Here is a 13,891-nt window from a genome sequence, read left to right on the forward strand (position 1 = left end):
GGAGAAACCAAGAGGACGAATCATGATAGAGCAATTTTTCAGGCCCGACTCCATCGAACAGGCCCTGGAGTTAAAACGCCACTACAAAGACCAGGCCGTGTGGTTTGCGGGCGGCAGCAAGATCAACGCCGCGCCGGGTCGCACCGACAAACGTATTGCTATCTCGCTGGAAGATCTCTCCCTTGACTGGGCCGACTGGGATAACGGCAGCCTGCGCATCGGCCTGATGACGCGGCTACAGACCCTACGCGAGCTGCACTTTATTCCCGATGCCCTTCACGACGCGTTGGGGTTTATCGATTCCCGCCATCTGCGCAACCAGTCGACCCTCGGCGGTGAAATCGCCGCCCGGCAGGAAGAGTCGGTTCTGTTGCCGGTACTGCTGGCGCTGGACGCGCTGCTGGTTCTCGCTAATGGCGAAACGCTGCCGCTGGAAGCCTGGCTGGCGTCGCGCGACGATCAACTGTTGACCGAAATCGTTATCGACGATCCGTACCGTGCTTGCGCCACCCGCAGGATCAGCCGTTCGCACGCGGGCCTGTCGGTGTTGACCGCCGCAGTGGCATTGACCGACAAAGGCGAAACGCGCATTGCGCTCGACGGCGTGGCCGATATGCCGATTCGCCTGCGCGATGTCGAAGCGCAGAAAACGCAAGGGGAAGCGCTGGAAGTGGCCGTTCGTGCCGCCGTCTTCCCGCGGGAGGATATCCGCGGCAGCGTGGCCTACAAACGTTATATCGCAGGGGTGGTAGTCGCTGACCTTTACGCCGACTGCCAGCAAATGGGAGAAGAATTAGCATGATCATCCATTTCAATCTGAATGGCAGCGCGCGAGAGATGAAAGTCGCGCCTGGCGAAAACGTTCAGCGGCTGCTGTTTTCACTCGGCATGCACTCTGTACGTAACAGCGACGATGGTTTTGGCTTTGCAGGTTCTGATGCTGTCCTGCTGAATGGACGCATCGTCAACGCTTCACTGCTGATTGCCGCACAGCTCGATCGCGCGACCGTCAGCACCGCCGAATCGCTGGGAAGCTGGAATCAGCTCAGCCTGGTGCAGCAGGCCATGGTTGATGTCGGCGTGGTGCAATCCGGCTTCAACGATCCGGCCGCAGCGCTGATCATCACCGACCTGCTGGACCGCATTGAGAACCCCACCCGCGACGACATCGACGATGCGCTGTCGGGACTGTTCAGCCGCGATGCCGGATATCAGCAGTTTTATCAGGTGATTGAGCTGGCAATCGCACGCAAAAAAGACCCGCAGGCGCGCGCTGACTATGCGCCTACCTTCCGCGACGATCTGGCGGTTATCGGTAAAATTCACCCGAAAAGCGACGCCGCCAAAATGGTGCAGGCAAAACCCTGCTACGTTGAAGACCGCATTACCGCGGATGCCTGCGTCATCAAAATGCTGCGCAGCCCGCACCCGCACGCGCTGATTACCCACCTTGACGTCAGCAAGGCCGAAGCGCTGCCGGGCGTGGTGCACGTCATCACCTACCGCAACTGCCCGGACATTTACTACACTCCAGGCGGTCAGAGCGCGCCGGAACCTTCACCGCTCGACAGACGCATGTTCAGTAAAAAGCTGCGCCATGTCGGCGATCGCGTTGCCGCCGTGGTAGCCGAAAACGAAGAGACTGCGCTCGCCGCGCTGAAGCTGATTGAGGTCAAATACCAGTTGCTGAAACCGGTGATGTCCATTGATGAAGCCATGGCGGACGATGCGCCGGTCGTTCACGACGAGCCGGTTATCTACGTTGCCGGCGCGCCGGATACGCTGGAAGAAGATAACCGCCATGCGGTGGATCGCGATGAGCACATGATAATCAACTTCCCTATTGGCTCCCGCCCGCGTAAAAACATCGCCGCCAGCATTCACGGCCATATCGGCGACGTTGCCCGCGGGTTTGCCGACGCGGACGTCATTATCGAGCGCACCTACCGCTCCACGCAGGCGCAGCAGTGTCCGACGGAAACGCACATCTGCTTTACCCGTATGGACGGCGATCGCCTGGTGATTCACGCTTCCACCCAGGTGCCGTGGCACGTGCGTCGCCAGGTCGCGCGTATCGTCGGCCTGAAGCAGAATAAAGTGCACGTGATTAAAGAGCGCGTGGGCGGAGGGTTTGGTTCGAAGCAGGACATCCTGCTGGAAGAGGTCTGCGCGTGGGCGACCTGCGTCACCGGGCGTCCGGTTTACTTCCGCTATACCCGCGAAGAGGAGTTTATTGCCAACACTTCGCGCCATGTGGCGAAGGTCACCGTGAAGCTGGGGGCGAAAAAAGACGGTCGTCTGACCGCCATTAATATGGATTTTCGCGCCAACACCGGTCCGTTCGGCAACCACTCGCTGACGGTGCCGTGTAACGGCCCGGCGCTGTCGCTGCCGCTCTACCCCTGCGACAACGTCGATTTCCAGGTCACCACCTACTACAGCAACATCTGTCCGACCGGCGCCTACCAGGGCTACGGCGCGCCGAAAGGCAACTTTGCGATTACCATGGCGCTGGCGGAGCTTGCTGAACAGCTCGACATCGACCTGCTCGACATCATCGAACGCAACCGGGTTCACGAAGGTCAGCCGCTGAAAATCCTCGGCGCGATTGGCGAAGGTAAAGCGCCGACCTCCGTCCCGACCGCCGCCAGCTGCGCGCTGGAGGAGATTCTGCGTCAGGGCCGCGAGCTCATTCAGTGGGATTCACCCAAACCGCAGCAGGGCGACTGGCGCATCGGTCGCGGCGTCGCCATTATCATGCAAAAATCCGGTATTCCGGATATCGACCAGGCCAACTGCATGATCAAGCTGGAGTCAGACGGCACCTTTATCGTCCATTCCGGCGGTGCGGATATCGGTACCGGCCTGGATACCGTGGTCGCTAAACTCTCCGCCGAGGTGCTGCATTGCCCGCTGGAGGATATTCATGTCATCTCCGGCGATACCGACCACGCGCTGTTTGATAAAGGGGCGTATGCCTCGTCCGGTACCTGCTTCTCCGGCAACGCGGCGCGGATGGCGGCGGAAAATCTGCGTGAAAAAATTCTCTTTCACGGCGCGCAGATGATTGGCGAACCGCAGGAGGACGTGACGCTGGTAGCGCCGGGCATCGTACGCGGTAAGAAAGGCGAAGTCAGCTTCGGCGAGATCGCGCATAAAGCCGAGACCGGGACCGGTTTTGGTACGTTGGTCGCCACCGCCTGCTATATCACGCCGGATTTTGCCTTCCCGTATGGGGCAAACTTCGCCGAGGTCGCCGTTAACCTGCGTAGCGGCGAGATCCGTCTGGAGAAATTCTACGCCCTGCTCGACTGCGGTACGCCGGTCAACCCGGATCTGGCGCTGGGTCAGATTTACGGCGCCTCCATGCGCGCCATCGGCCACAGCCTGACCGAAGAGATCCTCTACGACGCCGAAGGTCATCCGCTCACCCGCGATCTGCGCAGCTATGGGGCGCCGAAAATTGGCGATATTCCGCGTGATTTCCGCGCCGTGCTGGTGCCAAGCGATGACAAAGTCGGCCCCTACGGCGCGAAATCCATCTCGGAAATCGGCGTTAACGGCGCAGCGCCGTCTATCGCCACCGCCATTCATGATGCCTGCGGCGTGTGGCTGCGCGAATGGCATTTCACACCGGAGAAAATACTCGCCGCATTAGGAAAACTATAACGCTATTGGGGCTGCTCAGCAGCCCCTGTACAGACTCACGGCCTCTGCCCGCGATCGTTGTATGAGATAACATCTCAGGGTCTTGTGCATCCAAAATTCCGGTGCCGATAGTAAGCAGAGGGTTATCCGCTGAATCAGATGATCATATTTACCAGGAAGGAGTAAAGGGATGTCTGATAGTAAACAAGCCGGAACCGATCTTATTTATCAACTGGAAGATAAACCCCCTGTACACCAGACGTTAATTGGTGCCATTACCCATTTATTAGCCATTTTTGTCCCCATGGTGACGCCCGCGCTTATCGTCGGTACCTCACTACAACTCTCGACCGAGACCACCGCCTATCTGGTCTCCATGGCGATGATCGCCTCCGGCGTGGGCACCTGGCTGCAGGTCAACCGCTATGGCTGCATCGGCTCCGGCCTGCTCTCCATTCAGTCAGTTAACTTTTCGTTTGTCACCGTCATGATAGCCCTGGGCAGCAGCATGAAGAGCGACGGCCTGCATGAAGAGCTGATTTTGTCGTCGCTGCTCGGCGTATCGTTCGTCGGCGCGTTTCTGGTGGTGGGATCTTCCTTTGTTCTGCCCTACCTGCGACGCGTTATTACCCCAACGGTCAGCGGCGTGGTGGTGCTGATGATTGGGTTAAGCCTGATTAAAGTCGGCATTATCGACTTTGGCGGTGGTTTTGCAGCCAAAAGCAGCGGTACGTTTGGCAACTACGAAAACCTCGGTATTGGTCTGTTGGTGCTGCTGGTGGTGATCGGCTTTAACTGCATGCGCAGTCCGCTGTTGCGCATGAGCGGTATTGCCGTTGGGCTGCTGGTCGGCTACGTCGTCGCGCTGTGCCTGGGTATGGTCGATTTCAGCGTTATGCGCGACCTGCCGCTTATCACCATCCCCCAGCCCTTTAAGTACGGCTTTTCGTTTAATTTTCACCATTTCCTGGTCGTCGGCACGATTTATCTGCTCAGCGTACTGGAGGCGGTCGGCGATATTACCGCCACGGCCATGGTGTCCCAACGCCCGATTGAGGGCGAAGAGTACCAGTCCCGGCTGAAAGGCGGCGTGCTGGCCGATGGGCTGGTTTCGGTTATCTCCTCCGCCTTAGGTTCGCTGCCGTTGACCACCTTTGCCCAGAACAACGGCGTCATTCAGATGACCGGCGTCGCCTCGCGCTACGTCGGCCGGACGATCGCCGTCATGCTGGTGGTACTGGGGCTGTTTCCGGGCATAGGCCGCTTCTTTACCACTATTCCATCGCCAGTACTGGGCGGCGCCATGACCCTGATGTTTTCAATGATCGCCATCGCCGGGATCCGCATCATCATCACCAACGGCCTGAAGCGCCGGGAGACGCTTATCGTCGCGACCTCGCTCGGTCTGGGGCTCGGCGTCTCTTATGACCCCGAAATTTTCAAAATTCTGCCGGCATCCATTTATGTGCTGGTGGAAAACCCTATTTGCGCGGGCGGCTTAACGGCCATTGCGCTGAATCTTCTTATCCCGAGCAGACGTGAAGCACCTGACACAGACGCTTCACAGGTCGAAGAACTGGAATAGCTAAGGAACTCAGTATGTCAGGAGAACACACCATAAAGGCCGTACGCGGCAGTTTCCTTGATGTGACTCGAACCGTGGAGCATCCGGAAGAAATAGAGTCCGCGCTGCGCTATATCGAAGACGGCTTGCTGCTGATTCGTAACGGGAAAGTGGAATGGTTCGGTGAATGGCTGGCGGGAAAAGACCAGATACCCGCCAACGTGCGGGTCCGGGACTATCGCGGCAAACTGGTGGTGCCGGGCTTTGTCGACACCCATATTCACTACCCGCAAAGCGAGATGGTGGGGGCATACGGCGAGCAGCTGCTGGAATGGCTCAACAAGCACACCTTTCCGACCGAGCGTCGCTATGCGGATCTCGAATACTCGCGCGAAATGTCATCGTTTTTCCTGAAGCAGTTACTGCGCAACGGCACGACTACCGCGCTGGTGTTCGGCACCGTGCATCCGGAATCGGTAGACGCCCTGTTTGAAGCCGCCAGCCATATCAATATGCGAATGATCGCCGGTAAGGTGATGATGGACCGCAACGCGCCGGACTATTTGCTGGATACCCCGGAAAGCAGCTACCAGCAGAGCAAGAAGCTTATCGAACGCTGGCATAAAAATGGCCGACTGCTCTACGCCATCACCCCACGCTTTGCGCCGACCTCAACGCCCGCACAGTTGGAGGTCGCCCGCAGACTGCGCGAAGAGTATCCGGACACTTGGGTGCATACGCATCTGTGCGAAAACGTGGATGAAATAGCCTGGGTGAAGGAACTGTTTCCGGAGCGCGACGGCTACCTCGACGTGTACCACCACTACGGCCTGACAGGCCGAAAATCGGTGTTTGCCCACTGCGTGCACCTGGAGGAAAAAGAGTGGGACTGCCTGAGCCACACCCACTCCTCCATCGCCTTCTGTCCTACCTCCAACCTCTATCTCGGCAGCGGTTTGTTTAACCTGCAGAAAGCCTGGCGCAAAAAGGTGGCTGTCGGCATCGGCACCGATATCGGCGCTGGCACCACCTTTAATATGCTGCAAACGCTCAATGAAGCCTACAAGGTGATGCAGCTCCAGGGCTGCCGTCTGTCGGCCTGGGAGGCGTTTTATCTGGCAACGCTCGGCGGCGCCAGCTCGCTGGGGCTGGATGACTGCATCGGCAACTTCCACCCCGGTAAAGAGGCGGATTTCGTCGTGCTGGAACCGACCGCCACGCCGCTGCAGCAGCTGCGCTACGACAATTCAGTTTCACTTATCGACAAGCTCTTCGTGATGATAACGCTTGGCGACGATCGCTCTATTTATCGCACTTATGTTGATGGCCGTCTGGTTTATGAACGTACCTGACGCACATGAAACTTTCTGCAGGGGGAAACCACTATGGCAGACGATTCGCTACACACATCAAAAGCCGCGCAGCCGCGCGGCGCACTCGACAGCTTTTTTAAAATCTCCGAACGCGGCAGCTCCACGCGCCAGGAGATCCTCGCGGGCTTAACCACCTTCCTGGCGATGGTCTATTCGGTCATTGTCGTACCGGGCATGCTCGGCAAAGCCGGGTTTCCACCCGGGGCGGTGTTTGTCGCTACCTGCCTGGTCGCGGGGTTCGGCTCTTTATTGATGGGTTTTTGGGCCAACCTGCCGATGGCCATCGGCTGTGCCATTTCGCTTACCGCCTTTACCGCATTTAGTCTGGTGCTGGGGCAGCATATTTCGATCCCGGTGGCGCTGGGAGCCGTATTCCTGATGGGGGTTATCTTTACCGCCATTTCAGTCACTGGCATCCGTTCGTGGATCCTGCGTAATCTGCCGATGGGGATCGCCCACGGTACCGGGATCGGCATTGGCCTGTTTCTGCTGCTGATCGCCGCCAACGGCGTCGGGATGGTTATCAAAAACCCGCTGGAAGGGTTGCCGGTAGCGCTGGGAGCATTTACCTCCTTCCCGGTCATCATGAGCCTGCTGGGTCTGGCGATGATCTTCGGTCTTGAGAAGAGCAAAATCCCGGGCGGGATTCTGCTGGTCATTATCGGGATTTCAATTATCGGTTTGATTTTCGACCCGATGGTGAAATTTCACGGGCTGGTGGCGATGCCGAGCCTCGCCGGGGAGGACGGTAAGTCGCTGATTTTCAGTCTCGATATTATGGGGGCGCTGCAACCCTACGTTCTGCCAAGCGTTCTGGCGCTGGTAATGACGGCGGTGTTCGACGCCACCGGCACCATCCGCGCCGTCGCCGGACAGGCTAACCTGCTCGATAAGGACAATCAGATAATCAATGGCGGCAAAGCGCTCACCAGCGACTCGGTCAGCTCTATCTTCTCCGGCCTGGTTGGCGCGGCGCCTGCTGCGGTGTATATCGAATCGGCAGCCGGGACAGCGGCGGGCGGCAAAACCGGTCTGACTGCCGTGGTGGTCGGCGTGCTGTTCCTGCTGGTGCTGTTTTTGTCTCCGCTCTCCTACCTGATCCCCGGCTATGCAACCGCTCCGGCGCTGATGTATGTCGGACTTTTGATGCTGAGCAACGTGTCGAAACTGGACTTCAACGACTTTATCGATGCGATGTCGGGGCTGGTATGTGCAGTCTTTATTGTGCTGACCTGCAACATCGTCACCGGGATCATGCTGGGCTTCGTCACGTTGGTGGTGGGCCGTATCTTCGCCCGGGAGTGGCATAAGCTCAATTTCGGCACCGTGGCGATAGCCGTCGTGCTGGTCGCCTTCTATGCGGGGGGATGGGCAATTTAGGGGGAACTCCCCTCTCCCCGGACCGTATAGTCGGGGAGAGGGGGCAGAGGATTTAGCGTTGTAACATCGACGCGCTGGCGACAGCGCGTTGCTTTTGCAACGCCGCCAGCATCTCGTCAGTCATTTTCTGCAAGGCGGACGTCGGGCAAACCTCCACGCAGGCCGGGCCCTGTTCCCGGTGGTTACACAAATCGCACTTCACAATCACTGGCGCGCTCGCCGCCTGCATTTCAATCGTGATAACCCCAAACGGACAGGCCACCACGCAGCCCTGACAGCCGATACAACGGGAGGGATCGGCTTCCACCCGCTCCTCGCCCATCGTCAGCGCCCTGACAGGACAGGCCGCCACGCACGGCGCATTCTCGCACTGATGGCACATTACCGGTACGCTGAGGCTGTCGAGGCGTAGCACCTTCAGGCGCGGGTAAAACTGCGCGACATCATCGCAATGCGCCAGCGCGCAGGCGACTTCACAGGTTCGACAACCAATGCAGTCCTGTGAACTGGCAACGATAAAACTCGTCATACCCCCTCCTTCTTCTCAAACTGCGCCAGCATATCGCGCGCCGCCTGGCGCCCGGCGACCATGGCGGTAACCACCAGATCGGCGCCGGTTACCGCATCGCCGCCAGCGAAGATTTTGTCATGGCTGGTTTGCGTCGCGCCGCGACCATCACCGCCGGTGCGGATTTGCCCCCAGCGGTCAAGCTGGACGCCCTGCCCGCGCAGCCACGGCATCTCATGCGACTGGAAGCCGAACGCCATGACCAGCACATCGGCTGGCAGCTCAAACTCAGACCCGGGTACGGGACGCGGACGGCGGCGGCCATCCGGTCCCGGCTCGCCCATCTCGGTACGCATCAGCCCTATGGCGCTAACCTGCCCCTTGCGATTGCGGGAAATATACTGTGGCTGAACGTTAAACAGGAACTCGACGCCTTCCTCCCGGGCGTTGACCACCTCTTTCTTCGAGCCCGGCATGCTGAGTTCATCGCGACGATAGGCGCAGGTGACGCTCTGGGCGCCGCGACGAATGGCGGTGCGCAGACAGTCCATCGCCGTATCCCCACCGCCCAGCACCACCACCCGTTTACCGCTAATTTCCGTCAGCGGATATTCCGGGTTCTCCTCCAGCCCCATCACCTCTCGGGTACTGGCAATGAGGAACGGCAGCGCCTGGATAACGCCAGGCGCATCTTCTCCCTCAAGCCCGGCCGACATCAGGCCATAGGTGCCAACGCCGAGAAAAACCGCGTCGTAGCCTGCAACCAGGGCGTCGAACGCGACATCGCGGCCAATTTCCTGATTCAGGTGAAACTGGACGCCCATTTCGCTGAAAATTTCCCGTCTGGCGCTGAGCACGGTTTTATCCAGCTTAAAAGGGGGAATCCCAAAGGTTAACAACCCGCCAATTTCCGGATGCCTGTCGAAAACGTCGACCTTAACGCCCGCGCGGGCCAGGATATCCGCACAGCCCAGCCCAGCCGGACCGGCGCCAATCACGGCGACCCGTTCGTCGCGAGAGACGACGTCAGGCACGCGAGGCCGCCATCCCATGGACAGCGCGGTATCGGTGATGTAGCGCTCAAGATTACCGATAGCCACCGCGCCGTTACGGCCTTTCATCGTACAGGCCCCTTCGCACAGGCGATCCTGCGGACATACTCTGCCGCAAATTTCCGGCAGTGAACTGCTCTGGTTGCACAGCTCCGCCGCTTCGAGGATTTTTCCTTCGTTCACCAGACGGATAAAATCCGGAATGTGGTTATGCAGCGGGCAGGTCCAGTTGCACCAGGCTTTTTGCGCACAGTAGAGGCAGCGGCTGCTCTCAAATTCGGCCGCCTGCGGATCAAGACCGTAGTAGATCTCCTGGAAATGCCCTTTTCGGACGTCGGCTGGCAATTTCGCAGCCCCTTTGCGCGGCGCTTTATCGAGTAGCGTCTCGCGCCGCGAGCGCAGATACGCCTGTAGCGGCTGACCCTGTGCGGCGCGAATTTGCCGTTCCCGTTGCAACTGACGCAGCGCATCATCATCCATCAGTCGCAGCGCCTGAGTCGGACAATTTGCCACACAGGCAGGCTCGCCGGAGGGATGATCGTGGCACAGGTCGCATTTTTGCGCGAGCGATGGCGCATTCCCGCCCTCCGACACCATCTCAATGGCGCCGAACGGGCAGGCTATTGCGCAGTTTTTACAGCCGATACACAGCGTCTGATTCAGTTGAACGCTGTTGTTATCAAAACGCAGCGCCTGCGTCGGGCAGGACGCCACGCAGGGGGCATCATTACAGTGACGGCAGGTAGCGGCATTGCTGGCGTTACTCCCAAAAACGACGTGCAGGCGCGGCATAAAATCCCGGCGGTTCTGCGGCCAGGCGTCCTGATGATGCGCGCTAACGCAGGCGACTTCACAGGCATGGCAGCCAATACATTCCATGGCATCAGCGACAATAAATTTGTTCATAGGCTTCCCTTTTCTTTCTTGTTATCAGTTCGACAAGGGTCGCGATGCAATAATCAGGCGCTTTTCTCTGTCACCCCGCAGGCTGAGTTCATTTTTGCGAGGTACCTCAAAAAATTGTCTCCACCGTTGTGCTGGCTCATGGTTAAAAAAAACGGCTGAATCATCTCGCGATTCAGAATGATTAATACTCTCTCAATATGAGAAATCATACCCCCGACTGAAACAACTTTTCCCTTGTTCATGAAGTGTATAGTGCAAATTTCTGTGATAATCACCGCAATTCAGTCACTTTCCCGCCCTAACGTTCAAAACTGGCACTCCCTAAGCATGGAGATCCTGGTCATTTTCACACCATCGTTCAGCCCTCTAAGCAGCAGACCCTCTGAGGTCGTGCTGTTGGGTAACAAGGAGAAACGTTATGAGCGCCATTGATTCTCAGCCACCATCGGTCTCTGGCAGCCCCCATACAACAGATGAGGTGGATCGCGTTTTATCACCGGGAAAACTGGTTATTTTGGGGTTGCAACACGTTCTGGTTATGTACGCAGGCGCCGTCGCCGTGCCGTTAATGATTGGCGACCGCTTAGGACTCAGTAAGGAGACGGTCGCGCTGCTGATAAGCTCCGATCTGTTTTGCTGCGGCGTGGTGACGTTGCTGCAGTGCATCGGCGTTGGTCGCTTTATGGGGATCCGTCTGCCGGTCATTATGTCCGTTACCTTCGCCGCCGTCACGCCGATGCTGGCTATCGGGATGAATCCCAATATCGGCCTGATGGGGATCTTCGGCGCCACCATTGCCGCTGGCTGTATCACCACGCTGCTGGCGCCGCTGATTGGTCGCCTGATGCCGCTGTTCCCACCATTGGTCACCGGCGTTGTCATCACCTCCATCGGCCTGAGCATTATTCAGGTAGGTATCGATTGGGCGGCCGGAGGCAAAGGTAATCCGGACTACGGTAGCCCGGTCTATCTCGGTATCTCTTTTGCCGTCCTGCTGTTTATTCTGCTGGTCACGCGTTTTGCGAAAGGCTTTATGTCCAACGTGGCGGTGCTGCTGGGGATTGTCTTCGGTTTCGTGCTGTCGATGATGATGAACGAGGTGAATCTCTCCGGGCTGCATGACGCCAAATGGTTTGCCATTGTCACGCCGATGGCGCTGGGCACGCCGGTTTTCGACCCGATATCCATTCTCACCATGACGGCCGTGCTGATCATCGTCTTTATTGAGTCCATGGGGATGTTTCTGGCTCTCGGTGAAATCGTCGGACGTAAACTTACGCCGCAGGACATCATCCGCGGTCTGCGCGTTGACGGCGTCGGCACGATGTTTGGCGGCCTGTTCAACAGCTTCCCGCATACCTCATTTTCACAAAACGTGGGGCTGGTCAGCGTCACCCGGGTATACAGCCGCTGGGTCTGCGTCGCCTCAGGCGTGATTTTGATCCTGTTTGGGATGGTGCCGAAAATGGCGGTGCTGGTGGCCTCGATTCCCCAATTCGTGCTGGGCGGCGCGGGGCTGGTTATGTTTGGGATGGTGCTCGCCACCGGTATCCGCATCCTGGCGCGCATTAACTACACCACCAATCGCTATAACCTGTATATCGTGGCAATCAGCTTAGGGGTCGGTATGACGCCCACCTTATCGCACGACTTTTTCTCCAAATTCCCTGAAGTCCTGCAACCTCTGCTGCACAGCGGGATCATGCTGGCCACCTTCAGCGCCGTTATGCTCAACCTGTTTTTCAACGGTTATCAGAGGCATACCGGTCTTATCCCTGACGATCCGAAAACGAACCGTCGCTCGCCGCGTACGGTACGTATGTGGCTGTTGATGCGTAAGGTGAAAGAGAGCCAGCGTGACGAGTAATTCGGTTGGCAAACGAAGACAATGCTCAACCCTGTGACCGCAGGGTTGAGTAATAACCCTCAGCATTAAGAAAATCATGATGCTTTTGCGTAGTTCTCTGAACACTGGAGAGACATTATATTGAATATATATAGCAAACCACCTCCAGTTATATTTCGGCTTTCACTTACTTATTATTCACACATTGTTCATTGTCGATAACAGGTGTATATGTTATCTATAACCCCCTGCACCCCTAATCGATTATTCTATTATGCGCCCTCTGCTTTTGAGCAAAAACTGTCTGATATCACTCTCCATCAGTTTAATATCACTGTTGGCCGCAGGAACTTTAATTATATATGATGATATAAACATCACTGCTATCCCGCAGTCTACATACCAGATCGTCATTGTGGCGCTCTTCTTTATTGATGCGATTGCCGCGATATTTATGTTTACGCAATATATATGCAATAAGAACAACTATTATATACTTATTCTTGGCTTTTCATTTCTCAGCGGGCTAATCTACTTTGCTGAAACCATCGCGGTGATACAGAAACCAATAGAAGCCTGCGCGGCGATAGAAATAAAATCCAATGACATTGCTATATTCTATCTTTTTCGCCAATTGAGTTTCATTCTCTTATTATTGATTGCGTTGTTCAGTTATACACATAACAATAAGAACTGTAAAAAGCGAAGAGTATTCTTTCTTATTTTATCGTTTTTCCCGATGTTTATCCTGCCGGTGCTGGCGCATAATCTCAGCAGCTACAACCCTGAAATGACGATTACCATCACGTATTATAACGCCGCATTGAAATCACAAATGTGGGTGATGAGTTATGTTTACCTGTTACTGATCTCATGGTCATTGTCGTTATTACTCATCGTTTATAAAACGAGGTTGCATGATGATATGTGGCGCAGCCTTACGGTACTATGTCTGTCCGGCTTTTGTTATAATTTATTGCTGATTGCACTGCTACGCTATGATTTGTCAATATGGTATATCTGCCGGATGCTGGAAACCATCAGTAAAATGTGTGTCATCACCACGCTGATGTACAGTATCTTCCATACCCTCAATAACATCAGTGAAAAAGCCTTTCGGGATCCACTCACTACTATCCATAACCGACGATTCTTTTTCACAGAATTCGATCGGTTTCTTGCAGAATGGAACTTTCGCCCCTACTGCGCCATGATTGTAGATATCGACAACTTTAAAAGAATCAATGATAAATATGGACATGCCGAAGGTGATAAAACAATAATTGCTATTGCGCAGATCATCGCAGACACGTTGCACAAGGAAGATCTGTTCGCCAGAATTGGCGGGGAAGAGTTTGCCATTCTGCTGCAAGATATCAATAAAGAAACGGCGAAGAATATTGCTGAAAGAATACGTGTCAATGTCGAGGAAAAAACCCAAACGGGAAGTTTTTACAATCTTCCTGAGCAAATGACGATCTCCATTGGGCTCTATTTTTCAACGCCCATGAAAAAATCGTCCTCGGAAGTGATACATTTGGCTGACTGCGCGCTTTATACCGCAAAAAACACCGGTAGAAACAAAGTCATCGTTTACGCGTGATCGTTAAGCAC

General features: G+C 56.1%; 9 protein-coding genes. 7 read left to right on the plus strand and 2 right to left on the minus strand.

What is annotated here, in order from left to right:
- Window positions 1–22 precede the first annotated feature (22 nt).
- The 5 genes from ygfM to JO226_RS01555 all read left to right on the plus strand — a co-directional run bounded on the left by ygfM (window position 23) and on the right by JO226_RS01555 (window position 7,965).
- Window positions 23–802: a molybdopterin-dependent oxidoreductase FAD-binding subunit gene (gene ygfM, locus JO226_RS01535; RefSeq protein ID WP_293481786.1), complete on the plus strand. Its 780-nt coding sequence runs from the start codon at window positions 23–25 to the stop codon at window positions 800–802.
- Window positions 799–3,669, plus strand: a complete 2,871-nt coding sequence (locus tag JO226_RS01540) for a molybdopterin-dependent oxidoreductase Mo/Fe-S-binding subunit (RefSeq protein WP_293481788.1) — start codon at window positions 799–801, stop codon at window positions 3,667–3,669. The genes ygfM and JO226_RS01540 overlap by 4 nt, the downstream gene beginning before the upstream one ends.
- A 169-nt stretch (window positions 3,670–3,838) precedes the next feature.
- Window positions 3,839–5,233 carry a nucleobase:cation symporter-2 family protein gene (locus tag JO226_RS01545; protein WP_293481790.1) on the plus strand — a complete coding sequence of 465 codons (1,395 nt, stop codon included), beginning with the start codon at window positions 3,839–3,841 and terminating at the stop codon, window positions 5,231–5,233.
- Between the two features lie 14 nt (window positions 5,234–5,247).
- Entirely contained in the window at window positions 5,248–6,564 is a 1,317-nt protein-coding gene (guaD, locus tag JO226_RS01550; RefSeq protein WP_293481792.1) for a guanine deaminase, read from the plus strand.
- Between the two features lie 33 nt (window positions 6,565–6,597).
- The gene (locus JO226_RS01555; protein ID WP_293481794.1) at window positions 6,598–7,965 is read left to right on the plus strand and encodes an NCS2 family permease; all 1,368 of its coding nucleotides are present in this window, start codon (window positions 6,598–6,600) and stop codon (window positions 7,963–7,965) included.
- Window positions 7,966–8,017: 52 nt separating this feature from the next.
- On the opposite strand, the gene JO226_RS01560 is transcribed toward JO226_RS01555, so the two are convergent.
- Window positions 8,018–8,494, minus strand: a complete 477-nt coding sequence (locus JO226_RS01560) for a 4Fe-4S dicluster domain-containing protein (protein ID WP_293481796.1) — start codon at window positions 8,492–8,494, stop codon at window positions 8,018–8,020.
- Complete coding sequence (ygfT, locus tag JO226_RS01565) at window positions 8,491–10,431, minus strand: formate-dependent uric acid utilization protein YgfT (protein ID WP_293481798.1); 1,941 nt, start codon at window positions 10,429–10,431, stop codon at window positions 8,491–8,493. Before ygfT ends, JO226_RS01560 begins: the two co-directional genes overlap by 4 nt.
- A gap of 418 nt (window positions 10,432–10,849) precedes the next feature.
- On the opposite strand from ygfT, the gene JO226_RS01570 reads away from it, so the two are divergent.
- Window positions 10,850–12,298, plus strand: a complete 1,449-nt coding sequence (locus JO226_RS01570; RefSeq protein ID WP_293481800.1) for a nucleobase:cation symporter-2 family protein — start codon at window positions 10,850–10,852, stop codon at window positions 12,296–12,298.
- A gap of 253 nt (window positions 12,299–12,551) precedes the next feature.
- Complete coding sequence (locus JO226_RS01575; protein ID WP_293481801.1) at window positions 12,552–13,880, plus strand: GGDEF domain-containing protein; 1,329 nt, start codon at window positions 12,552–12,554, stop codon at window positions 13,878–13,880.
- Window positions 13,881–13,891: the final 11 nt, after the last annotated feature.

The organism is Pluralibacter sp. (assembly GCF_019237635.1).
Classification (GTDB): Bacteria; Pseudomonadota; Gammaproteobacteria; order Enterobacterales; family Enterobacteriaceae; genus Enterobacter_B.

Excerpts from the sequence above, each read along its gene's own strand:
- ygfT (WP_293481798.1), bottom strand. The coding sequence starts at position 10,431 with ATGAACAAATTTATTGTCGCTGATGCCATGGAATGTATTGGCTGCCAT.
- JO226_RS01560 (WP_293481796.1), bottom strand. The coding sequence starts at position 8,494 with ATGACGAGTTTTATCGTTGCCAGTTCACAGGACTGCATTGGTTGTCGA.
- JO226_RS01555 (WP_293481794.1), top strand. The coding sequence starts at position 6,598 with ATGGCAGACGATTCGCTACACACATCAAAAGCCGCGCAGCCGCGCGGC.
- JO226_RS01570 (WP_293481800.1), top strand. The coding sequence starts at position 10,850 with ATGAGCGCCATTGATTCTCAGCCACCATCGGTCTCTGGCAGCCCCCAT.
- JO226_RS01545 (WP_293481790.1), top strand. The coding sequence starts at position 3,839 with ATGTCTGATAGTAAACAAGCCGGAACCGATCTTATTTATCAACTGGAA.
- ygfM (WP_293481786.1), top strand. The coding sequence starts at position 23 with ATGATAGAGCAATTTTTCAGGCCCGACTCCATCGAACAGGCCCTGGAG.
- JO226_RS01540 (WP_293481788.1), top strand. The coding sequence starts at position 799 with ATGATCATCCATTTCAATCTGAATGGCAGCGCGCGAGAGATGAAAGTC.
- JO226_RS01575 (WP_293481801.1), top strand. The coding sequence starts at position 12,552 with ATGCGCCCTCTGCTTTTGAGCAAAAACTGTCTGATATCACTCTCCATC.
- guaD (WP_293481792.1), top strand. The coding sequence starts at position 5,248 with ATGTCAGGAGAACACACCATAAAGGCCGTACGCGGCAGTTTCCTTGAT.